This window comes from Rhizobium mongolense subsp. loessense (assembly GCF_900099775.1).
In the GTDB taxonomy this organism is placed as follows: Bacteria; Pseudomonadota; Alphaproteobacteria; order Rhizobiales; family Rhizobiaceae; genus Rhizobium; species Rhizobium loessense.
In genome coordinates this window covers 418,751-440,088 of sequence record NZ_FMTM01000004.1, presented here as the reverse complement: position 1 = coordinate 440,088, position 21,338 = coordinate 418,751, and the positions used below count along the sequence as shown (strand labels likewise).

Genomic DNA, 21,338 nt, shown 5'->3' with positions numbered 1-21,338 from the left:
GAAGCATGACGCAATCGGTCGCTATCGTGACGGGAGCTGCTGGAGACATCGGCGCTGCAATCGCCGCGAGGCTCGCCGATGACCATGACATCGTCCTGCTTGCCGACATCGACCTGGAGGCGGCCGAAGCCGTTGCGGCAACGCTTGGTCCGAAAAGCCGTTTTATTGCGGCTGGGTGCGACGTCACCAGCGAGGAGAGCGTTTCTCATCTTGCAAGGCGCTGCGCCGAACTTGGACAGTTGCAGACGCTCGTCAACAATGCCGGCGCGGCACGTGCTGTCAGCCTTCATGATACCACGCCTGCCATCTGGCGCATGGACAATGCCCTCAACCTCGAAGCTGCATTCTTATGCTTTCGCGCCGTCGAGGACATGCTGAAGGCCTCGAAAGGCTCGGTCATCAACATCGCTTCCGTCAACGGCATGAACGTTTTCGGGCATCCGGCCTATAGCGCGGCGAAGGCGGGGCTTCTCCATTTCACGCGGTTGGTGGCCGTCGAATACGGCAAGTTCGGCATCCGCTCCAATGCGGTCGCCCCCGGCACGGTCAGAACCCGGGCCTGGCAAGCGCGCGCCGCTGCCAATCCCAATGTCTTCGAGGAGGCACGGCGATGGTATCCGCTCCAGCGGGTCGTCGACCCGAAGGATGTGGCCAATGCCGTTGCCTTTTTGGCCGGACCGCAGGCGGCAGCCATCAGCGGGGTTTGTTTGCCCGTGGATTGCGGCCTGACGGCGGGCCAGACGGAGCTCGCCCGCACCTTCTCGCAATCCGACCATTACTGAAATCCATAAACAAAAGAGAGGAACAGGACATGAAACCGGTCTACTATCGCTTGGAAAACAGCTGGACCCCAAAGGGTGGGCCAAACGGCCAGTTCACCTTCACGCTCTTAAACCTCTCCGAAAGCCCGCTTTCTGGCTTCAAGCTCGTCTATACGTCCTTGACGCGGGTGAGTGATCCTGAAGCCTGCGAGAACGCCCAGTTCCTGCGCCGCAACGCGAACTTCCACGAATTCTCGCCGCCTCCGGGGTTCGTTCTTGCGCCCGGCCAAAGCTGGATCTTCACGGTTGCCGGCCTTCATCGCAAGGCGCAGCATTGCACGGATGGGGCAAAATCCGCCTATCTGACACTGGCCGACGGCACGCATGCCGAGGTGGCCGTCTCCGATCTGCTTCTTGAAGGCAGTCTGAGCGAGCCGCCGCCGGTGCTGCTGCCGGAGGGCCGCCTTGATCTTCCCTTCGCCCTCCAGCCCTGGCCAGCAGAGATCGATGCCAAGCCGGGCGACAGCTTTCCGGTCGTGCTTTATCCCGAGGGTGCAAGCTCCGAGGAGCTGCTTTCGATCTCGACGGTGATTTCCCTTTCGCGCCGGCTCTTTGAGAGCGACCATTCCGTCTTCAGCCTGGCGCCATCGCCGCAGGGCCGGGCGCTGGCCTTCGACCGCCAGGCCTCGCTCGATGCGGAGAGTTACCGGCTAACCTTTGCCTCTGACAAGGTCACGCTTTCCTATTGCGATGCGGCTGGGCGCCAGTATGGCCTGACCTCGCTTGCGCAATTGCTCAACGGGGCGCGCACGACAAAGGGCAAGTTCCGCTTTCCGATCTCCGGCAGCATCTCCGACAAGCCGCGTTACGGCTGGCGCGGCTGCCATCTCGACGTATCGCGTCAGTTTTATCCGGTCGCCGACGTCAAGCGGCTGATCGATATCCTTGCCTGGTTCAAGCTCAATATCTTTCATTGGCATCTGACCGACGACGAGGCGTGGCGGTTGGAGATCAGGGCCTATCCACAGCTGACTACCACCGGCGTCCTGCGCGGTCCCGACGAGCCGCTGCTGCCGCAGCTCGGCAATGGCGCTGAGCCCGTCGGCGGCTTCTATTCGCAGGACGATATCCGCGACATCGTCGCCCATGCCCAGGCATTGAATGTCGAAGTCGTGCCGGAGATCGATATTCCCGGCCACAATGCCGCGACGCTGGCCGCTCTCCCGGAACTCACCGATGGCCAGGAGGCACCGGACAGCTATCATTCCGTTCAGGGCTATCCGAACAACGCCTTGAACCCGGCCGTGCCCCTCACCTACGAATTCCTGGAAAAGGTCTTCGACGAGATGGTCGAGCTCTTCCCCTCCTCCTACATTCATGTGGGCGGTGACGAAGTGGCCGACGGTTCATGGCTTGCCTCTCCGCTGGCAAAGAAGCTGATGGCCGAAGAAGGCATTTCCGGCACGTTCGGCTTGCAGTCCTATTTCCTGAAACGGATCAAGGACATGCTGACGGCGCGCGGACGCAAGCTTGCCGGCTGGAACGAGGTGGCGCACGGCGGCGGGGTCGCTGCGAAAGACACGCTGCTGATGGCCTGGGAAAATCCGCAGGTTGGCATCGATCTGGCAAGAGAGGGCTACGACGTCGTCATGACGCCGGGACAGGCCTATTATCTGGACATGGTGCAGGCAGAAGCCTTCCAGGAGCCGGGGGCAAGCTGGGCAGGCACGGTGCCGCCCGAACATACCTATGCCTATGAAGCGGAAGGCGAGTTCCCCGAGAATCTCAAGGACAAGATGAAGGGCGTACAGGCCTGCATCTGGTCGGAACACTTCCTGTCGCGCGGCTACTTCAACCGCCTGGTCTTTCCGCGCCTTCCGGCGATCGCCGAAGCGGCATGGACCCCGAAGGCGAAGAAGGACTGGAACCGCTTTGCGGCCATCGTCCCCTTAAGCCCGGCACTCTAGGCCTGAAACTCCAGGACGGTAGCGATGCGGATTGCGGTCGGCGGAATTCACACGGAATGCAGCACATACTCGCCGGTGCTGATGAAGATCGAGGACTTTCGCGTCCTGCGCGGGGCAGATCTCCTCGGTTCCGATTATTTCAACTTTCTAGAAGCGGAAGGGATCGATCACCTCCCGCTTCTCCACGCGCGCGCCGTTCCCGGCGGGCCGGTATCGCGCATGGCCTATGAGGCGTTCAAGACGGAGTTCCTCGATCGGCTGCGAGACAACATGCCGCTTGAAGGTCTCTATCTCGCCATGCACGGTGCCATGAATGTGGAAGGCATGGACGACGCCGAAGGCGACTGGATATCGGCCGCCCGCGCCGTCGTCGGCCCGGACTGTATCGTCGCAGCGAGCTACGATCTGCATGGCAATGTCAGCCAGAAGATTGTCGACCAGCTCGATATCTTCGCAGCCTACCGCACGGCGCCGCATATCGATGTCCGCGAGACCATGGTGCGGGCCTGGTCGATGCTCGTCGATGCATTGAAAAGCGGAAACCGGCCGGGTGTCGCCTGGGCGCCGGTGCCGGTGCTCTGGCCTGGCGAGCGAACATCGACGGAAGACGAGCCGGCAAAGAGCCTCTACCAAAGACTTCCGGATCTCGATGGCCGCGCCGGCATCCTCGATGCCAATCTGATGATTGGCTATGTCTGGGCGGACGAGCCGCGGGCAACGGCCTGCGCCGTGGTGACGGCATCGGATAAGGCTGCTGCCGCGCAGGCTGCCGAGGAGATCGCCCTTTCCTACTGGAACGCCCGCGAGCACTTTCGTTTCGGCCCCGTCACCGGTCCGCTCGACGACATGCTCGACATCGCCGAAAGGGCAAAGACCGCACCGGTCATCCTTGCAGATTCCGCCGATAATCCAACCGGCGGCGGTGTCGGCGATCGCGCCGACGTCCTCCAAGCCGTACTTTCCCGCACATTCGAGAACGTGCTCTTTGCCGGCATTACCGACCTGCCGGCCGTCGAGGCCTGCTTTGCCGCCGGACAAGGCACGATCGTGCCACTTGCCATCGGCGGCAGCCTCGATGCGTCAAGCTTTCCGGCCCGCATCGAAGCCGAGGTGCTCCTTCTAGATAATCCGGGCTCCAGCGCCGAACGCCAGGCGGTCGTCAGGACCGGCGTTGTAACGATCGTCCTTGCCGCGCGCAGGCGCCCCTACCACAACATCGCAGACTTTACGCGGCTCGGCCTCGACCCCCGATCCGTTCGGCTGCTCGTCGTCAAGTCCGGCTATCTGTCGCCGGACCTCGCGCCGATTGCCAATCCGAACCTCATGGCGCTGACGGATGGCGTCGTGAACCAGGACATCGAAGGTCTCGCCAGCAATCGCCGAACGCGGCCGGTCTTTCCGTTCGATCGCAATTTTGACTACGCGCCGCAGGCGCGCTTTTCGGAGCGTTGGCAGGACTGATTGTCTTTCATTTCAAGCTCGGCGCGCACTGAATCATGTGAACATGACGGGACCAACGCAACCCAAGGCGAACTGGTCGACGGAGCTGATGTGCAATGCTTATCGTCTGATCGTGGACGCCATCTCCATCGCCGGGAATTCCGCAGATGTGAAGATCAAGTTCGTTTTGCCTGCGTCTGCCGGACGCAGCCGGCCGTCCCGTTCGACCGCGAGCTCGACGACACCGTAGGCCCGCTTTTCAGCGCGGTGGCGGGAGTGACACTTTGCATTGTCACATCCCGGTGGCCGGGCGGCGCATGACCAGAACGCCCGCCGTCCGACTGTCGTCACGCTCCTTTCGTTGGCATCTCCCATGAACCGCCTTCTTCCCGATGTTTTTCGCAATCCCACGATCCGCGTCAGCATGGTCGCCATTTTCTCCTTCGGGTTTGCGGGCGCGGCAACATCGCCTTATCAATCCGTCGTCGGCATTCGCGAGCTGGGATTGAGCAACGGTCTTTATTCAGCCCTGATCTTTGCGGCCGCGGCGGTCAATGTCCTCGTGAGCATCCTCCTCGGCAACCTTGCCGACCGTCTCGGCGAATATCGTTCGATGATGCTGGTGGCTGCCAGTTTCGGCATTTTCGGCTATGGCGCGATTTATTTCGTTCCGACCCAAACGAGCTTCATCGCCTGCTCGCTTCTGTTGCTACCGATCTATGGTTCGCTTAACTCCCTGCTTTTTGCCAATGTCCGGGCCGCCACCGCGGGAATGCCCAAAAACGAGGTCAACACCGTCAACGCTGGCGTCCGGGCAATGATCTCGCTGTCGTGGGTGCTGGTACCAGGCATGACAGGTGTTCTGCTTTCCGCGTCGACGAGCATGCTGCCCGCATATCTTTTCGCCTGTCTCTCTTGCATATTCTGTTTTGCCCTGATCGGCGTGTTCCTCCCGCGCCAGAAGGGCACGGACAAAGCAGCAACGCATCATCTCTCTCATCTTGCAGCTCTCGCCGAAGTGGTTTCGCCGAGAATCTTCGCGCCCTTGATTGCCGTTGCGCTCATTACGAGCACGCTCCATGTCAACGGGGCGATCCTTCCCCTGATCGTCACCGGAGCGGTTCACGGGACGGTGGGCGATGTCGGCATTCTCGTCGGCATCGTTGCCTTCCTCGAGATCATCTTCATCATCGTCTGGGCGCGACTTCTCAGGCAGATGGGTCAGGTCGCAGCACTGGTGACCGGCACCATCATATATGCCGCCTACCTGTTCCTGCTCGGCATTGCTTCAGAGCCCTGGCACGCTTACGCCCTGACAGTCATCAGCGGCATTGGCGCCGCAGCGTTGATCAGCATCCCCATCACCTACCTCCAGGACCTGATTGCAGAACGGCCAGGTCTTGGCAGCGCCCTGATATCCGTCAACATTTTTCTCAGCGCAGGCGTGAGCGCACTCGTCTTCGCCATCGGCAGTTCCATCACGACCTATTCGGGGACCTCAATTATTGGCGCGCTCTTTGGGCTCGGCGGCATCGGGCTCCTGATATACTGCAGCACCGGACGTCGAGCTGTTTGATGGAGGACTACCGGCCGGATGAAGAAGGCAGACAGGCGCGTTCGAATTCAATGATCCGGCCCCTGCATCCGCTGCGCCGATCTCGTTTGGCATGAAGCACATGCCAAACGTCGACACGATCTGGCTCGTTATGACAAAGGATGTGATAGGGATAGCGCTTCATCGAAACGCTCCGCACGTCAGGACATCCCAATTCATATGCATACCGCAAAGATCTGGCCTCCGGATGGCTGGCGACCAGATCATAGGCAGCTAGAAGAGTGTCGACAAAGCCGAGAGCAACCTCGGTTCCAGCCTCGTGTGCAGGCCGCGACCACGGGCCATGTCGGGCTCCTCCAGCCGGGTACAGGAAATCGGGTTTTGGTGCTTTCTCCTACTTAATTGCGGAACTGCCCGCCTTTTCAAGGGCAATGTAGGCCGCTGCCGTCCATGAGAATCCGAGCCCACCGCATCCTTCGCCGGTCTTCGGATCGAAATATTCGGCAAAGCCTTCGGTCTCGATCGCGCTGATCGTCGATTGGCGCAGTTCCTCTGCAAGTCCTGCGTGGCCGTTGCGGCGTAATCCGTTGATCAGGAGCCAGTTGATGATCGCCCAGGCCGGACCGCGCCAATAGCGCTTGGCCTCAAAACTCGCGGAAGTAGGCTCGGTCGTCGGGAAGACGACTTTCATACCCTTGCACCATCTTCGCATTTCGGCGGTTAAAGCGTCAGCTGTCGCCTCGTCAAGGTCGAGCGCAAGAAGAGGAATGAAGCCGGCCTGCGTGGCTGCGGCGACATCCTCGCCGGCCAGCAGATCCCGTGAGACGAAACGCGAAAGACGGGAACGCCATTGCGCCTTCAGGGCCTGCCGCGTGAGCTCATTCAGCGCTGCAATCTCATCGGCTTCGCCTGCGCGCCCGAAGACACCTGCAAGATAGTGCAGGTCTTCGCCGGCCTTCAGCAGGATCGCGCTGGTCTGGATATCCGCGATCTTGAACTCAGCCTTTTGCCATTGCTCGACGGGGTCCCAGCCGCAGGCCGCATAGGTATCCAGGAGATGGATGAAGCGGCCATAATCCTCATCACGCGGGCGCATTTGCGGGTTCACATGCCCTATGTCTTTTCGCACGACCGGCGTTTCAGTCGTCGTCGGAACACGCGCAAGGGCGATGTCCCAGGCAGGCGAGTTGTCGCTGCCGCTTTCCCAAGGATGCAGCAAGGCGACGAGACCGGTGCCTTCCGGATCGCGCGCGCGGTACCACCATCGGTGCCACTTCAAGGCGGCATCGTAGAGCGTAAGGGTTCGCTCGTTTGCGACAGAGCCGGTGGCGACCGCCGTTTCGTAAATCTTGCGAAGAGCCATCGCGAAGACCGGCGGCTGCGTGATACCGGAGGTCGGAATGACATGGTTCGTGCGCCAGACGTCGGGGCCGGGGAAATAGCTGTCGCTCGGCTGATGGAACACGATATGGGGGATCATGCCATCGGTCCATTGTCCCTCGGCCAGGCGTTCGAGTTCACGATAGGCGCGATCGATGTCGTAGACGGCAAACCCCATGGCGACGAAGGCCGAATCCCAGTTCCACTGAAAGGGATAAAGCCGGTCGGTCGGCACCGTGTAGCCGCCGCGGTCATTCGCCGCCAAGATCGCCTTGGCTTCATCGATGTATTTTGTCATGCCATTTACTCCAGATATTCGTCAGGCAGCGGCCGCCAGGTAGGCCTTGCCGCTATCGGGTGCGAGCCAAGAAATGCGCGCGGGATCAGGTTTCAGGCCGATGACGTCGCCGCTTGCGACCTTTTCGGCGGCCGGCAGGATGACGCGAACGGGCTGGTTTTCGATCAATCCCGTCAAAAGCAGATGCGAACCCATCGGCTCGGCGACGCGGACGCGCATTTGAAATCCCTCTGACGGCTGCGCAAGCGCCACGGCTTCGCCGCGCAGCCCGAGGATGATCTCAGGCCCAGATCCCGGCGGCACCGAAAAGCGCTCGCTGCCCGCGATCACGTGCCCGTCGGTCACGGGCATGCGGATGAAATTCATCGGCGGATTGCCGATGAAGCCGCCGACGAACCGCGTGGCGGGATGGTTGTAGATGTCGACGGGATGGCCAACCTGCTCGATCTGGCCGTCGTGCATGACGGCAATCCTGTCGGAAAGGCCCATCGCCTCGGTCTGGTCGTGCGTCACATAAATCGTCGTCGTGCCGGAAGACTGCAGGACCGTCTTCAGTTCCGTGCGCATTTCCAGGCGCAGCAGCGCATCGAGATTGGAAAGCGGCTCATCCATCAACAGGACCTTCGGCTCGACGGCGAGCGCCCGAGCAACGGCTACGCGCTGGCGCTGGCCGCCCGACAGCTTGTTTGGATAGCGGTCGAGATAGGGCTCGATGTGCAAAAGAGCCGCGGCTTTTTCCACCTGCTGCCTGACGCGCGCCTCATCGGCCTTTTGCATCCTGAGGCCGAAGGCGACATTTTCAAAGACGGTCATATGCGGGAAGACGGCGTAGTTCTGGAAGACCATGGCAAGGCCGCGGTCCTTCGGCTGAAGCCCGACTACCGAGCGGTCTGCGATGCGAATGTCGCCGGCACTTTCGGATTCAAGACCGGCGATGATGCGCAGCAGCGTCGTCTTTCCGCAGCCCGAGGGGCCGAGAAGGGAAACGAATTCCCCGTCGTTGACTGTCAGCGAGACTTCCTTCAGCGCCTGGAAGGTCCCGAAGTTCTTCCGGATGCGGTCGATGACGATGTTGGCCATGAAACTGTCCCCGTTACTTGGATGACCCGTTGCTTGGATGACCCGTTACTTGGATGAAATGCCCCAGATCGCGAAAAGGTAGCGCCTGACCGCGAAGATGAAGACCACGGATGGCAGGATAAGCATGAGGCCGCCGGCAAAGCGATAATGCATCGGGCTTTCCGCCAGCACGGTCAAAAGATAGGCCGTCAGCGTCCGATTTCTGACGGTGAGCACGGACGCGGCGAAAACTTCGTTCCAGGAGATGACGAAGGCAAAGACGGCGGTCGCGGCGATACCTGGAAGGGCGAGCGGAGCGACGATCTTGAAGAATGCCTGGATACGCGAGCACCCGAAGACCCATGCCGCTTCCTCGAGTTCTCTCGGAACGCCAAGAAAAATGCCTTGCGTCACCAGCACGGCGAAAGGCAGAGCAAGGACGGTATGGACGAGCCCGACGCCCGTTACCGTATCGTAGAGGCCGAGACGGATGAAGGAAACGGTGAGCGGCAGAGCAAGGATTGCCAAAGGAAAGGCGCGCGTCAAAAGGACCATGAGCCGGAAGGCATCCTTGCCGTGAAAATTATAGCGTGCCAGCGCATAGCCGGCGGGCGCTCCGAGAAGCAGGGACAAGGCAACCGTGATCGCTGCGGCTGCGAGTGAGTTCACGAAGGAGCCGAGAACGCCTTCCGTCCTCAGGAAAAGCAGGAAGGGCTCGAAGGAAAGGCCTGTCGGCAGACCGGTCTTCGGCCAGAGGTAGACGGCGCTTCGTCCGCCGAAGGCGCCGAGCGCGATCAGATAGATCGGCACCAGGACCCAGGCGCAAAGCACGGCGATCCCGCTCCACAGCACAATGCGGCGGGACGAGACGAAGTTTGCCGCACGGGTTGTGCTCATGGAAGACGCTCCGGATCGACCTTGATGGCCTTCAGATAGAACATGGTGGCCGCAAGCGAGATGAGCATGATGAGGACCGCGTAGGCTGCGGCAACGCCATAGTTCTGGTTCTGGTTCTGCCAATTGTAGGCCTCGCCGACGAGCACCGGGAAATTGCGGCCGCCGAGGGCATAGACGACGGCAAAAACCTCGAAGGCCAAAACGGTGCGCAAAATGAGCGCCGACTGCAGCGCCGGCCGGATGAGCGGCAAGGTGATGCGGTAAAAGCGCGTCCACGGACCTGCGCCGAAGATTTCTGCCGCTTCCCGGTATTCCTTCGGCACCTGGTTGAGGCCTGCAACGATGACGACCATGACGATCGCCGTTCCCCGCCATATCTCGGCGGCGGCTATGCCCAGAAAAAGTGCAAACGGCGTCTGGTAGGAAAGCCAACTCGCCTGCCGTTCGATGATGCCGAGGCCGTAAAGGAAGGAATTGAGATAACCGCTGTTCTGCAGGATCGACAACCAGACGAGACCGGCTGCGAGATCCGAAATGCCGAGCGGAATGGTCCAGATCCACAGGATCGTTTCCCGGCCGGCTGCCACTTTCGCGACCATCGTTCCCATGGCGAGCGCAATGACGATCTGCACCGGCACGACGGCAAGCGTCAGAAGAAACGTATTTTGGACCGAGCGCGTAAAATTGAGATCACCCACCATACGCTGGACATTGGCAAGCGAGGGCGTGCCATTGTCGGAGACGGCAAGCCAGATCGTCTGCACAAGCGGCACGACGAAAAGCAGCGCCAGGAACGCCACCGAGGGCAAGATCAGCAGATAGGGGATCCAGGTGCGGTTGGTTGGCATTGGCTTTCGCTTCGCGGGCTTTTCGGGAAGCGGCCCGGACGCCAAGCGCCCGGGCCGAAAGGCTTATTCGACAGGGCAGGCTCCGTCGCTCTTGGCGTCCGGCGCCCAGCACGGGGCCTTGGTATCGGCCATCAGCTTTGCAAGCGTTGCGCCTTGTGCCTTCAGGACGTCGCCGACGGCTTCGTTCTGCAGAATGATCCGCTGGAAGCTGTCCATATAGACCTTGTTGAACTCGCCGCCCTTGTCGCCAAGGCCGACGGGAAGCAGCGAAATCAGCGCGTCCGGCGCGCTCTGGGTTGCATTGACGGCGGCCGCGAGCAAGCCCACTCCGGGATCGATGTCGGAGGGCAGCTTGGCGTCAAGCGTCGGAAAGAACCCCACTTTCTGCGCTGTCTGCAATTGCGTGTCGAGCATCGTCAGGTGTTCGATGACAGCGATCGCACCTGCCTTGTCAGGCGCCCCCTTCGGAACGGCGAGGCCGGCGACAACCGGCATGTAACCGCGGCCTTTCGGCCCGGCGGGAGCCGGGAAGACGACATATTGATCAGGCTCGGAGGAGATCGCCTCCTTGAGGCGTGCGACGTGATCCCAGGCGACCATGACTTCACCGGCAAGCAGCGGCTCCTGCATGAAGTCGTAGTTGGTGGAGTTCGGATTGACGACCGACCAGAGCTCCTTCAGCTTCTCCCAGCCGGCTGCAGCATCAGCACTTTGGAACGGCCGCACGACGCCGCCTGTGAAGGAGGGATAGAAGTAGCCCTGAAAGAAGCGGGACATCAGCCCCTTCGGCCCGGCCGGAAAGCCGATCTGCGGCTGGCCGGTCGCTTCCTGCATCTTCTTTCCCCATTCGATCAGCTGATCGTAGGTGAGCTTGTTCACATCCGCGCCCTGGGGAAGATATTGCAGGGCGTCCTTCCTGGCGGCCATGACATAGGTCGCCTGCATCCAGGGGATATATTGCTGGCTGGACTTGCCGAGCTTGCCGAGGTCAAGCAGAGGCTGCGGCATGCCTTTCGAGGCGAGCGCCTTTGCGACGTCGTCGAGCGGCTCAAGGCCGTCCTTGTCGGCAAGAGGCGACAGTTCGCCGTGCAAAGCGCCGACAAGGCTGATCGTGTGCGTTCCGGCCTGGCGCTCGGCCTCCATGCGGACCGCAAATTGCGGCGGCTCCTCGACCACGTAGTCGACCGGATTCTGGACGCCCTTGAGCAATTCTTCGCGAACCACGGTCGCTTCTGCGATCGGACGAAGTTGCGTGGACAGGAACACCGTGTCGGCAAGCACCGGCGTTGCGGCCAAAAGGACGGTCGATGCCAGAATTCCAAGTGACGCTAGATGTTTCATTTTCTCCTCCTCTTTGGTTCTTTTCTACGCATTTGGCGGCGCACGCCGATGGCTCTCGCGGTCGACGAACTCGATCGGGTGCAGTTCCTGAAGTTCTTCCGATGGCTCGCCGGCAATGGCGCGAAGCAGCAGCGTGGCAAAGCTGCGGCCCAGGTTCTCGCCCGCCATGCGCATGGTGGAAAGCGGTGGGCTGGTATAGGCACCGGTTGGAAGATCGTCATGGCCAACGATGCTGATCGTCTCGCCGCCCTCAATTTCACGGAGCGCCCGCAAGGCCCCGATCGCCATTTCGTCTGTCGCGCAGACGATCGCGGTTGGCCGACGCGGATGGCGCAGCAATTCCAGCGCCGCCAGGTATCCACCCTGCTCGGTCGGTGCGCCTTCGGCGCAAAGTTCGCTCGAAAGGCCGCTTTCTTCCATGGCTGCCTGCCAGCCCATGCACCGGACATGGGCAAAATAATAGTCCTGGGGGCCGGCGATATGAGCGATCCGACGATGACCGTCGGCATGAAAACGAAGGCTTGCCGCTTGGAACCCGGCAAAACCGTCGCCGTCGAGATAGGGATGCGGCAGGACCGACTCGGTCCGACCATTGGTGACGAACGGAATGCCCCGAGCCTGTAGGAATTCCACGCGCTCGTCCCTGCGTTTTGTGCGCACGAGCAGCATGGCGTCGACCCTTTGCCCGTCGACGAAACGGCGGCACATGTCGAGCTCGCTCTCGCCGCGCGGCACAGGGGCAATCACAAGGTTGAGGCCGGCGGTCGCAAGATGTTCTGCGCAGCCGGAGAGCATATCGAGAAAGTGCGGCGGGCCGATGTGGCCCGGATCGCTCGGGAGTGTCACGGCGACAAGTTCGGCGCGCTGTTTGCGAAGGCGACGTGCAGATGCATTGGGGCGATAACCGGTGAGCGCTGCTGCTTCCCGCACGCGTTCGCGGGTTGCCTGCGAGACGTCCGGATAGCCGTCGAGGGCGCGCGATACCGTGGTGATCGACAGGCCGAGCGACTGGGCCAACTGTTTCAGATTGGACACTGCGTCCCCTCCCAGATACAGCGCCACTATGAACCAAAACGTTTTGGAGTTCAAGCCAAAACGTTTTGGAAATGGTCAGCTATAAAGACTGCTGAGCACACTCGGCGACCGACACCATGCGGCGCAGTAACGTGTGTCGAGATTGCTGCATTCGCATTGATGTCGAAGCAACCGCCCTCTTTGTCAGGTCCGCAGGCGGCTTGCTAGCCATTTGCAAATCGACAGCTCGCACCTTTGGGACGCGGCGGGGAAGCGACATATCCGGGCGGTCACTTAGAAATTTGCAACAAACGCTCCGGGTCGACGTTAGGTGTATTAAAGGCAACCCCCAGGCGACCCATGGTCTACAAGCGGTACGGTTTAGAGGAGAGTTCTGACGGCACGTGGCATGTCATCGACTACCACGAAGGCAGAACGGCGGAGATGCACGGAACGGTTCTCAATCGGTTGCCCCACGATGTCGCGACTGACCTCATGATCATCCTTAACGCCGAAGAAAAGAGAAAGGCCGAAGCCAGGCCTCAGCACACAAAGGTACACCTCATGGCAACTGGGCGTTATAGCCGTCGCAAGAACCTGAACAACTACTGGGCGGTGGTCGATGCAGTGACCGGACAGGCGATCGTTGTCGATGGGGTGGTCATGGACATGCTCACTGATGAGGATGCCGAGGCGTTGGTCGAGCGACTGAACCTTAAGGATGAGGAAGGGTACCGTTTAGTCGTCCCTGACATTGCCGCTGAACAGCAAATCATTGAAACGCTCAGAGCGGGGTTCCTAATCCCGCTAGCTCAATGACACAAACGTGTAGGTCTTGTCGCCGTTGTTGCGCACGTGACCGAGGCCAGGAAACGGGAGGTGTGCGCCTCCGATCAGGTATCGATCCTTCGCAGCATCACCGAAGACACGCCAGTGCTCTTGTTCCGCCTCGGCACTGTCGACGTCATATCCGATTGTGACGGCCGGATCGACAAATTGCACTGCGGCGACATGGACGATATCGCCCCAAAGGAGCAGCTTTTCGCCTTTGCTCTCCACTTCGTACATCGTATGACCAGGCGTATGCCCGTAGGCCGGCTGAGCTCGAATTCCCGGGATCAGATCAGCAGCCCCCTCGAACGTCTTGATCTTGCCCGCTGTCATGTAAGGAGACAAAGACGCGATGGCCGCCTCAAAGAAGCGCCTCGCCGCGGCGGGCGCAGCACGCATGTTTTCCTCGCTCAGCCAGTAATCCACGTCGCGCGTGTCGGCGCGAACGACAGCGTTCGGGAAGGCCCGTTGGTTTCCAGACATTAAACCGCCGATGTGATCTGTATGCATATGCGTGAGATAGACCTCGTCCACCTGCTCTGGCCGATAGCCCGCGGCTACAAGATTGCCAAGCAATTTGCCTGTGTGCGGCCCCAGTAGTGTGCCTGAACCCGCATCGACCAGTACCAGCTTGTCGCCCGTATTCACCAGAAAGGAATTGTGAGAGGTTTCAACCTGCTCTCCAAGAAAGTTGCTTTTCAGGGCATCGGCGATCCGTGCGGTGTCTCCTTGCAACAACTTCGTAGCCGCAAGCAGATTCTTGCCGTCGGAAAGTACTGTGACCTCACAGTCACCAACCATCAAACGAAAGAAGCCCGGGCTGTCACTCTTGATCATTGGAGCATCAGCAAGCAGTGGGCCGGGCACAGCGCATCCAACGCAAATGCACGACGCTATAAGAAGGGAGCGGCGAGTAAGACTGTTCGGTTTGTTCGTCGTCATCTTTTCGTCCTTAGACTGGGGATTTCAAAGAGGCAGGGGAGCTTCATCATGCGGCTGCACGACCAAATCCCGAGCCGCGATCATGTTTGCGCAGTCGTAGTGCCCTGGCGCGCGTGAAGGCTCGCACGGCACATCATCTGCGTCCAATTCAGAGTTCAAAGGACCGTTATCATCCCTATCAATAATGCGCCGGATCATTGCCCTTGGAGCGCGGAGCGAAACGCTTGACGATCGCCTCACATGCCTTCTTGGTGTCGCTGAGAGCATGAACGCAGTCTTGGCGCCGGACGCTGTGACGACGCCGGCCTCGACGAGGGCCGTGTTTGCGGATTGAGCGCTAGGCCCTCCCCTGCCCGACCATGACATCAAGTCCAGGGCCTCTTTTCAGGCGAGTTTGTGCAGCTGGCTTGCCAGCGAGGCAAAAGGCGATCAGAACCGCATCAATCCGGCTCTCCGATTACGGCCATGAAATCGCATTGAACCAAAGAAGGGCCCTCTACCAGTAGCGGCTGTGAGTGTCGGGCCGGTCGAGTTTCGGGGTCCGGAAACATGCGCACCCATTCCGCATTCAGCGGCTCCCGGTTTTCGCGGTCGCGCAGATAGACGGTCATCTTGATGATGTCTTTGGTGCTGCCTCCGGCAGCCTCGACGATCGTCTTCATATTTGCAAATACGTGGGCGCATTGAGCCGAAAGGTCCTTCGGCATGGTGTGGGTGGCAGGATCCACGCCGTGGATCGCACCGGAGACGATCAGGTTGCCGATGCGGCAGGCATTGGGAACGGGATACTTGTGAGCGAGGGATTCGACGGTGACGCTCATTTTGCGGTTCGTGGTTTTGCTTGCTCGTGAGCTATGCTGCACTGCCATGTCCGAGGTATTCACTACTGTCGATTGGGTCATTGCCTTTCCTTTTCTTCTCACTGCTTTGAACACCTGCGTTAGAAAAGTGCGCGCCCTTTTGTCGGGGCCTCCTTTCCAAAAGTCTGCGCGTCGCGCCTTGACAGGATCGTGCCTGGCCACGTTGGTCATCTATGCAGGAACCGCTGCCTCATTCGATCTGGGGCGCCTGATCGCGGCCGCGCCTGCGCCGGAATGCGCGGAGCGGTTATGGCCTGCCAGGTGCGGGTTGCTCCGTCGGAGTGGACGCCGCTTCAATCGACCGGTCATCCCCGTCGACAGTCTGGCCAAAACCCGGCTTAAGGCTGATGCCTTTCGTCTCTGGAAGCAGCAGCGTTGCAACGATCGCGATGCTGTAGCCGAGCAGCGCGATCAACCCGATGGCCTCGGCCAAGGTGATCCACTGCGCAAGGACGCCGATGCAGGACACCGCAACGGCACCCGCCGCCTTGCCGAAGTTGTAGGCGAAGCTCTGGCCGCTGCCACGAACGGCCGTGGGGAACAACTCCGTGAAGAAGGGGCCAAGGGCTGCGTAGTTGCCGATCGTGAAGAAGCCGAACGGTATCCCCATCAATATCAACCCCCAACCTGATAGCGGCAGGAACATATAGGCTATGGTCACCAGCCATGAGCAGACCAGAAACAATTGGAACGTCCGCCGCCGGCCGAGCAGGTCGGACAAATAAGCGCTTGCCAGAAAGCCGAAGAACGAACCTCCGGTGACCAGGAAGACATAATATCCCGAGGCACTGGGCGACAGATGCCGGACCGTCTTCATGAATGTCGGCAGCCAGTTTACGATCGCCCCGCCGACACCGATCACGCCGAATGCCAGCAGCGACGCCAGGATGGTGACCGGCAGCATGTTCGGCTGGAAGATCGCCCCAAGCCCCGGGCCGCGGCCAGCCGCATCGATCGCAGCACGAGTCTGCCGGTAGAGCTCCGGCTCCTCGAGCCGACGACGCAAATAGAGCACCAAGAACCCAGGCAGCACCCCGATCATCAGCAGCGTCCGCCAGGCGTAGTCCGCGGGAACATGGGCCAGGATCACGCCGGCCAGGATCGCCGCCACGCTCCAGCCGATGCCGAAGCCGCTCTGGACGCAACCGACCGCCTTGCCGCGGTGTTCGGGCCGGATGATTTCACCCATCAGAACCGCGCCTGCGGCCCATTCCCCGCCAAAGCCCAGCCCTTGCAGCACACGCACGATGATGAGCTGCTCGAAATTCTGCGAAAAGCCCGCCAGGAAGGTAAACAGTGAGAACCATAAAATGGTGAACTGCATGACGCGGACGCGGCCGAAGCGGTCCGCCAGGTAGCCACATGCCCAGCCACCCACGGCGGCGGAGAAGAGTGTCGCCGTGGCAAGGTAGCCTGCCTGTGCCGTTGTCATTGCCCAGGCTGCGATGAGCACGGGCAGCACGAAGCTGAAGAGCTGTGCGTCCATTGCATCGATCGCCCATCCAGCAAAGCATCCCCAGAACGTATTTCGCTCCCGCTTTGTTAACTCACGATACCACTTAAACATCTGGCTCCTCCCAATGTTCGATTTCGCCTCCGGCTCAGCCGCTCACACGACGAGCGGCGTCAACCCTCCGTCCATGGTAAGCGAGGCAGCAGTCACGTAGGACGCTCTGGCGCTCGCCAGATAGAGCGCCGCATCCGCCACCTCCTCTGCAGTGGCGTAGCGTCCAAGAGGTATGCGCTGCTGGTTTTGTCGCAGCAGTTCCTCCGGCGGCTTTCCAGTGGCGCGCGATTCCGCCTCCAGTGACATTTGCAGCCGCTCGGTCATCGTCGCTCCAGGATTGATGACGTTGACGCGAATGCCCGCGTGTCCCCAAGCCGCAGCGAGACCCGCGGACGCCAGCATCAGTGCCGCGTTCGCAGCGCCGCCAGGCAGGTGGATCGGCGAGGCGATCTTGCCGCCGGTGCCGATAATGTTGACGATCGCACCCCCCTGCCGCGACACCATCCTCGGCAGGACGTAGTCCATGACGTTGATATAGGTGAAGAACTTCGCATTCATTGCCACCCGCCACTTGTCCGGCGTCAGTTCACCGGGAGGCACACGCATGGCGCCTCCAGCGGAATTGACCAGCACGGCAATCGGCCCGACCTGCTCTTCGGCCGCCACGACCGCCCGTTCCGCTGCTGCCCCGTCGGACAGGTCTGCCGCAAACGGCGTGACGTCGAGACCCTCCTTTGCAAGGGCCGCCTGGGCCGCGGCCAGATTGACCGGATTGCGCGATACGATGACCACGCGGGCGCCTTCCCTGCCAAATGCCCGCGCGCAGGCAAGGCCGATGCCCTTGCTGCCGCCGGTCACCAGAACAACTTTCCCGTCGAGTTCGAGGTTCATTGTGCATGCTCCTGTTTCAGCACATCCGGATTGTGGATGTTGATCGCCGAACCGTTGGCGAAAGCCACGATCTGATCGAAAGCGTTGCCGTAGGCGAATTCAAAGTTGTCGCGCTCGACATAGCCGAGATGCGGTGTGCACAACGCGTTCGGCAGATGCAGCAGCGGGTGGGTCGGATCCGTCAGCGGTTCTTTTTCGAACACGTCCACCGCCGCCTTTCCCGGCCGACCGTTGTGCAGCGCTGCGACAAGCGCCCCGGGTTTGATCAGCTCCGCGCGGCTGGTATTCACGAGCAGCGCCGTAGGTTTCATCAGAGCAAGGTCCTTGGGCCCGATCAGTCCGGTGGTCTCGGCATTAAGGCGTAGATGCAGGCTGAGTACATCCGACTGCTCGAAGAGGGCCTTTTTGCTTTCGGCAACCGGAAACCCTTCTGCCCGCGCCCGGTCCAATGAGCCCTGCCGTCCCCAGATCAGCAATTCCATACCGAACGCTGCGCCGATCCGCGCAACCATCGAGCCGAGCCGGCCGAAGCCATAGATCCCGAGTGTCCGACCTCGCAGCCCGAGCCCGACTGTGCTCTGCCAGGAGCCCTTGCGCAGCGCAGCGCTTTCGAGAGGGATGTTGCGCATTGACGCGAGGATGAGACCCCAAGTGAACTCCACGGTCGGGTACGAAGGGCGTGACGTCAAGGCTGAGGAGACGAGAACGCCGTGACGCGTGCATGCGGCGAGATCGATGTGCGGCACGTGACCGTTCTGGCTGATCAGCTTGAGGTTAGGAAGTCGGCTGACCAGCGCCTCGTCCACCTTGGTCCGCTCGCGCAGCAGCACCAGCACGTCGGTTGTGGCGAGCCGCTCCGCGAGCATGTCCACGTCGGCCATGGCGTCGTTCCAGATCGTGACCTCATGACCTTGCAGCTTGCTGAAACAGTCAAGCGTACGAACGACATCCTGGTAGTCGTCGAGGACGGTGATACGCAGTTTTCTCGTGAAATCAGTCATTTGCATCACTCTCTGCTCGGGAGGTCGGCAACCGCCGTGCCGGCGTCGATCGCCGTGCATTTATCCTGTTCAAAGGCAGCCTTCGCCAGCGCCCGCTCCACCACTTCGCCGGCGCGCGCGATCGGGACGAAGCAAACGCCGGTTTCGTCGGCAACGACGATGTCTCCGGGCGAAACGCGAACGCCAGCAATCTGAATGTCCCCATTGATCTCCACGGTTTCTATGCGCCACTTGCCCGTGACCGGAGTGATCTCGGTGGCCCAGAGCGGATAGTCGACGCGACGGGAATGGCCGACGTCACGGATGCCGCCGAAGACGATGGCGCCAGCTTCGCCTTGGCGCTTGCCTGTCTGCGCCGAGATGCCGCCCATGTTGGAGACGCCCGCAACGCCGTCAATCACGAGGACGTCGCCAGGTAGCGCCAGATTGTGCGCTTCGAATTCCGCCATGCGATTGACGTGGCCTCGGGCGGTTTCATAGACGTGCTCGCGCTGCATGATGTTGCGCACGGTGAGGGCGGGTCCGACGATGCTTGCGTTTGAAAGGGTCGGCTTGAGAGCAGTGGCTCCGATAGCGCCGGTGATGCCCAACTCGTCCATGACGTCAGCGATGACGCTGGTTGCGTCGGCGATGCGCTTGAACTTTTCGATCAGACCCTGGGGCGGGCGCGGAGTGCGCAGGAGACGGATACGATCGGGGCTGATCTTTCCGGTCAGCTTCGGCAGCAGGTCTCTTGCAGGAGCATCATTCATGAAGAAAATCCTTACAGCATCTGGGCGCAGTCTTCGATTGCAAGCGCGGATTGATAAAGGGCTTGGGCGGAGCTCTCTTTGCACAGAGTTGTCCAAAAGAACTGGATGGTCCAATTTAGATTCCCAAGGTACCATTATCACCGAGGTGAATAACATGCGGCTCGACCTTAACTTGCTCGTGGTCATCGAGGCCATTATGTTGGAACGAAACGTCACGCGCGCAGCAGCCAGCCTGGCAATGAGCCAACCGGCCGTCAGCAACGCGCTTCGCCGCGCTCGAAAGCTGACGCACGACCAGTTGTTCCTCAAGGTCGCCGACGGCGTCCAGCCTACATCACGGATGCTGGCGATCTGGCCCGAGCTTCATCATTCGCTGGCGGTGATCCGAGCATCGATCGCACCCGAGAATTTTGATCCGCGCTCGGACCCGACCAGCTTCCGGATTGCCGTTACGGACAGCTTGGCGTCGGAAGCGGTCACCGGCATCGCGTTGAAACTGAGGGCCATGGCCCCCTATGCCCGGGTCGCGTTTTCTTTCCACACCAATGCCACCTCCCTCGACGGCATCGAGCGCGGTACGCTTGACTGTGCAGTCGGCATGTTTCCAGCGCTTCCACGTGGTATAAATGTGCAGGGTCTTCGTACGGATCGCTACGTGTGTGTCATGCGGCGCGAACACGCATTGGAGAAAGAGATGACCCTTGATCAGTTTGTGGCGGCTTCTCACGTGCTGGTGACCCCGTCGGGAATGGATCTGGGCGCGGTGGATGGCTGGCTGAGCCTTCATGGTCGTAGGCGGATGATCGTCACCGTCGTCAACCATTTTGCGGATGCCTTGCGGATCGTCGCGCAAAGCGACCTCCTGACTTGCGTGCCAAGCGGCTTCATCAACGGACCGGACCACAGGTCTGCGGCAAAGCATGAGTTGGTGGTCCGCTCCTTGCCCTTCGAAACCGAGAAGCTGGTCTACAAACTTGTCTGGCATGAACGATTGCACACTCATCCCGCCCACCAATGGTTTCGGTCGCTCGTTGCCGGGGTTTGCGCAATGCCCGGCGAAACGACGGAGCCAAGCGCCACACCATCTGCGTCGTGATGCTCAAGAGCTGTTCCGGTCGATGGTCCCGCCTCTGCCCCGATCTGGCGCGCTTTAAGCGCTATAGCCGGGCCTAACCATCGGATGCTTCTCCTATCGGTCACGCCGTAAGCACTCGCAAAAGCCGTCCGTTGTCAAGCTGAGCGCTTGAACCTTCTCAGAAAGCTTTCGAAATGGGGCCAGAAGTCCGCGAAGGCCGATTCCTTGCGATGTTTCAAAACAACCTGTCCAAGAAGCTTCATCCCCACCGCAAGAACGCTTGCTTCGTCGTCAGGAACGATGGCCTTCGTTCTGATAATGTCTGCGATATCGATGATATCGTCATGGCTCACAATGTCGAACTGCAATGTACGGCCTTGTCTCGATCCTTCGCCGCTGTCTGCAATGTGCTGAAGTGTTACACGGTATTCGTTCGACATCGATTTTGCTTTCGTCCAGAGTTGATTGCACGACGCGCCGGCCTTCGACCTAATTTCCTTGAAGAGGTCGTTTTTCCAGGCGACGCCCTTTGCCCGACGATGCTGGCTTCAGCGCTGGCAGTACCAGTCGAAGGCAAGCGTCTGATCATCGGACAGATGGTCGTTGAGCTGGCGCTCGATGACCACCATGATCTCGTCGAGCTGCGACACATCGACGGCTTCGATCCAACAGTTTAAGCCCTGAGCGTCGGCTATAAGCGTGACGCGCGAAGGCGCGCTCCATGCTCGTGTCCCGATCTGCGGAGGGAAGACGACAGTGCAGCTGTGTTCGTAAACCAACACCCGGTACCAGCCTTCCCATCGGAACGCGGCATCCTTAAGCAGGCGGCAAGCATTGTCGGTCGAGACGCGGGCCATCCTGGTTAGAATCGTGCAATCCGACGAAGGCGACGGCTCGGAACCGATCATAGGGTCGATTC

The 21,338-nt window shown here is 60.6% G+C and carries 20 protein-coding genes and 1 pseudogene; 6 read left to right on the top strand and 15 right to left on the bottom strand.

The window, feature by feature from the left end; translation table 11 throughout:
* The first annotated feature begins 5 nt into the window (after positions 1-5).
* From BLP23_RS17135 to BLP23_RS17120, 4 genes are all read left to right on the top strand, one after another.
* Positions 6-782, top strand: coding sequence for an SDR family oxidoreductase (locus BLP23_RS17135; protein ID WP_092586040.1), 777 nt, complete (start codon positions 6-8; stop codon positions 780-782).
* Between the two features lie 29 nt (positions 783-811).
* Entirely contained in the window at positions 812-2,728 is a 1,917-nt protein-coding gene (locus tag BLP23_RS17130) for a beta-N-acetylhexosaminidase (protein ID WP_092586038.1), read from the top strand.
* A 24-nt stretch (positions 2,729-2,752) separates the two neighbouring features.
* Positions 2,753-4,189 (top strand): M81 family metallopeptidase, encoded by a 1,437-nt coding sequence (locus tag BLP23_RS17125; protein ID WP_092586036.1) that lies wholly within the window; start codon positions 2,753-2,755, stop codon positions 4,187-4,189.
* Positions 4,190-4,541: 352 nt separating this feature from the next.
* Positions 4,542-5,744, top strand: coding sequence for an MFS transporter (locus tag BLP23_RS17120; RefSeq protein WP_092586035.1), 1,203 nt, complete (start codon positions 4,542-4,544; stop codon positions 5,742-5,744).
* 7 nt (positions 5,745-5,751) lie between these two features.
* On the opposite strand, the pseudogene BLP23_RS17115 reads toward BLP23_RS17120, so the two are convergent.
* From BLP23_RS17115 to BLP23_RS17085, 7 genes and pseudogenes are all read right to left on the bottom strand, one after another.
* A pseudogene (locus BLP23_RS17115) lies at positions 5,752-6,048 on the bottom strand (type II toxin-antitoxin system RelE/ParE family toxin); the annotation flags it as partial.
* Positions 6,049-6,117: 69 nt separating this feature from the next.
* Complete coding sequence (locus BLP23_RS17110) at positions 6,118-7,401, bottom strand: MGH1-like glycoside hydrolase domain-containing protein (protein ID WP_092586033.1); 1,284 nt, start codon at positions 7,399-7,401, stop codon at positions 6,118-6,120.
* Between the two features lie 21 nt (positions 7,402-7,422).
* Positions 7,423-8,481 (bottom strand): ABC transporter ATP-binding protein, encoded by a 1,059-nt coding sequence (locus tag BLP23_RS17105; protein ID WP_092586031.1) that lies wholly within the window; start codon positions 8,479-8,481, stop codon positions 7,423-7,425.
* Between the two features lie 45 nt (positions 8,482-8,526).
* Positions 8,527-9,357, bottom strand: coding sequence for a carbohydrate ABC transporter permease (locus BLP23_RS17100; protein WP_092586030.1), 831 nt, complete (start codon positions 9,355-9,357; stop codon positions 8,527-8,529).
* The gene (locus BLP23_RS17095; RefSeq protein ID WP_092586028.1) at positions 9,354-10,205 is read right to left on the bottom strand and encodes a carbohydrate ABC transporter permease; all 852 of its coding nucleotides are present in this window, start codon (positions 10,203-10,205) and stop codon (positions 9,354-9,356) included. Before BLP23_RS17095 ends, BLP23_RS17100 begins: the two co-directional genes overlap by 4 nt.
* Positions 10,206-10,268: 63 nt before the next feature.
* Positions 10,269-11,546 (bottom strand): ABC transporter substrate-binding protein, encoded by a 1,278-nt coding sequence (locus tag BLP23_RS17090; protein ID WP_092586026.1) that lies wholly within the window; start codon positions 11,544-11,546, stop codon positions 10,269-10,271.
* Between the two features lie 24 nt (positions 11,547-11,570).
* On the bottom strand, positions 11,571-12,581 hold the full coding sequence (locus tag BLP23_RS17085; protein ID WP_092586025.1) for a LacI family DNA-binding transcriptional regulator: 1,011 nt from the start codon (positions 12,579-12,581) through the stop codon (positions 11,571-11,573).
* Between the two features lie 339 nt (positions 12,582-12,920).
* Between BLP23_RS17085 and BLP23_RS17080 the strand changes: the two genes are divergently transcribed.
* Positions 12,921-13,379, top strand: a complete 459-nt coding sequence (locus tag BLP23_RS17080; RefSeq protein WP_092586023.1) for a hypothetical protein — start codon at positions 12,921-12,923, stop codon at positions 13,377-13,379.
* Here the strand turns inward: BLP23_RS17080 and BLP23_RS17075 are convergent.
* From BLP23_RS17075 to BLP23_RS17050, 6 genes are all read right to left on the bottom strand, one after another.
* Positions 13,368-14,228, bottom strand: coding sequence for an MBL fold metallo-hydrolase (locus BLP23_RS17075; protein ID WP_233426738.1), 861 nt, complete (start codon positions 14,226-14,228; stop codon positions 13,368-13,370). The two genes, BLP23_RS17080 and BLP23_RS17075, sit on opposite strands and share 12 nt — an antisense overlap.
* 545 nt (positions 14,229-14,773) lie before the next feature.
* The gene (locus BLP23_RS35325; RefSeq protein ID WP_407691795.1) at positions 14,774-15,364 is read right to left on the bottom strand and encodes a RidA family protein; all 591 of its coding nucleotides are present in this window, start codon (positions 15,362-15,364) and stop codon (positions 14,774-14,776) included.
* Between the two features lie 76 nt (positions 15,365-15,440).
* A complete protein-coding gene (locus tag BLP23_RS17065) occupies positions 15,441-16,679 on the bottom strand; it encodes an MFS transporter (protein ID WP_233426737.1) in 1,239 nt (412 codons plus the stop codon).
* 123 nt (positions 16,680-16,802) lie between these two features.
* Positions 16,803-17,591 carry an SDR family oxidoreductase gene (locus BLP23_RS17060; RefSeq protein ID WP_092586018.1) on the bottom strand — a complete coding sequence of 263 codons (789 nt, stop codon included), beginning with the start codon at positions 17,589-17,591 and terminating at the stop codon, positions 16,803-16,805.
* Positions 17,588-18,652 (bottom strand): D-2-hydroxyacid dehydrogenase family protein, encoded by a 1,065-nt coding sequence (locus BLP23_RS17055; protein WP_324613744.1) that lies wholly within the window; start codon positions 18,650-18,652, stop codon positions 17,588-17,590. The genes BLP23_RS17060 and BLP23_RS17055 overlap by 4 nt, the downstream gene beginning before the upstream one ends.
* Positions 18,598-19,344: an RraA family protein gene (locus BLP23_RS17050; protein ID WP_092586016.1), complete on the bottom strand. Its 747-nt coding sequence runs from the start codon at positions 19,342-19,344 to the stop codon at positions 18,598-18,600. Before BLP23_RS17050 ends, BLP23_RS17055 begins: the two co-directional genes overlap by 55 nt.
* On the opposite strand from BLP23_RS17050, the gene BLP23_RS17045 reads away from it, so the two are divergent.
* Positions 19,343-20,440: a LysR family transcriptional regulator gene (locus BLP23_RS17045; protein WP_233426736.1), complete on the top strand. Its 1,098-nt coding sequence runs from the start codon at positions 19,343-19,345 to the stop codon at positions 20,438-20,440. The two genes, BLP23_RS17050 and BLP23_RS17045, sit on opposite strands and share 2 nt — an antisense overlap.
* Before the next feature lie 134 nt (positions 20,441-20,574).
* Here the strand turns inward: BLP23_RS17045 and BLP23_RS17040 are convergent, their stop codons facing one another.
* Positions 20,575-20,859, bottom strand: coding sequence for a DUF3861 family protein (locus tag BLP23_RS17040; protein ID WP_092586013.1), 285 nt, complete (start codon positions 20,857-20,859; stop codon positions 20,575-20,577).
* 108 nt (positions 20,860-20,967) lie between these two features.
* Entirely contained in the window at positions 20,968-21,327 is a 360-nt protein-coding gene (locus BLP23_RS17035) for a hypothetical protein (protein ID WP_092586011.1), read from the bottom strand.
* Between the last annotated feature and the right edge of the window lie 11 nt (positions 21,328-21,338).

What these genes read in the sequence shown, in the direction of transcription:
- BLP23_RS17060 (WP_092586018.1), bottom strand. Translation starts at nt 17,591, where the DNA reads ATGAACCTCGAACTCGACGGGAAAGTTGTTCTGGTGACCGGCGGCAGC.
- BLP23_RS17120 (WP_092586035.1), top strand. Translation starts at nt 4,542, where the DNA reads ATGAACCGCCTTCTTCCCGATGTTTTTCGCAATCCCACGATCCGCGTC.
- BLP23_RS17040 (WP_092586013.1), bottom strand. Translation starts at nt 20,859, where the DNA reads ATGTCGAACGAATACCGTGTAACACTTCAGCACATTGCAGACAGCGGC.
- BLP23_RS17090 (WP_092586026.1), bottom strand. Translation starts at nt 11,546, where the DNA reads ATGAAACATCTAGCGTCACTTGGAATTCTGGCATCGACCGTCCTTTTG.
- BLP23_RS17135 (WP_092586040.1), top strand. Translation starts at nt 6, where the DNA reads ATGACGCAATCGGTCGCTATCGTGACGGGAGCTGCTGGAGACATCGGC.
- BLP23_RS17095 (WP_092586028.1), bottom strand. Translation starts at nt 10,205, where the DNA reads ATGCCAACCAACCGCACCTGGATCCCCTATCTGCTGATCTTGCCCTCG.
- BLP23_RS17055 (WP_324613744.1), bottom strand. Translation starts at nt 18,652, where the DNA reads ATGCACGGCGATCGACGCCGGCACGGCGGTTGCCGACCTCCCGAGCAG.
- BLP23_RS17035 (WP_092586011.1), bottom strand. Translation starts at nt 21,327, where the DNA reads ATGATCGGTTCCGAGCCGTCGCCTTCGTCGGATTGCACGATTCTAACC.
- BLP23_RS17125 (WP_092586036.1), top strand. Translation starts at nt 2,753, where the DNA reads ATGCGGATTGCGGTCGGCGGAATTCACACGGAATGCAGCACATACTCG.
- BLP23_RS17130 (WP_092586038.1), top strand. Translation starts at nt 812, where the DNA reads ATGAAACCGGTCTACTATCGCTTGGAAAACAGCTGGACCCCAAAGGGT.
- BLP23_RS17065 (WP_233426737.1), bottom strand. Translation starts at nt 16,679, where the DNA reads ATGGACGCACAGCTCTTCAGCTTCGTGCTGCCCGTGCTCATCGCAGCC.
- BLP23_RS17080 (WP_092586023.1), top strand. Translation starts at nt 12,921, where the DNA reads ATGGTCTACAAGCGGTACGGTTTAGAGGAGAGTTCTGACGGCACGTGG.
- BLP23_RS35325 (WP_407691795.1), bottom strand. Translation starts at nt 15,364, where the DNA reads ATGACCAACGTGGCCAGGCACGATCCTGTCAAGGCGCGACGCGCAGAC.
- BLP23_RS17110 (WP_092586033.1), bottom strand. Translation starts at nt 7,401, where the DNA reads ATGACAAAATACATCGATGAAGCCAAGGCGATCTTGGCGGCGAATGAC.
- BLP23_RS17100 (WP_092586030.1), bottom strand. Translation starts at nt 9,357, where the DNA reads ATGAGCACAACCCGTGCGGCAAACTTCGTCTCGTCCCGCCGCATTGTG.
- BLP23_RS17105 (WP_092586031.1), bottom strand. Translation starts at nt 8,481, where the DNA reads ATGGCCAACATCGTCATCGACCGCATCCGGAAGAACTTCGGGACCTTC.
- BLP23_RS17075 (WP_233426738.1), bottom strand. Translation starts at nt 14,228, where the DNA reads ATGATCAAGAGTGACAGCCCGGGCTTCTTTCGTTTGATGGTTGGTGAC.
- BLP23_RS17045 (WP_233426736.1), top strand. Translation starts at nt 19,343, where the DNA reads ATGAAGAAAATCCTTACAGCATCTGGGCGCAGTCTTCGATTGCAAGCG.
- BLP23_RS17050 (WP_092586016.1), bottom strand. Translation starts at nt 19,344, where the DNA reads ATGAATGATGCTCCTGCAAGAGACCTGCTGCCGAAGCTGACCGGAAAG.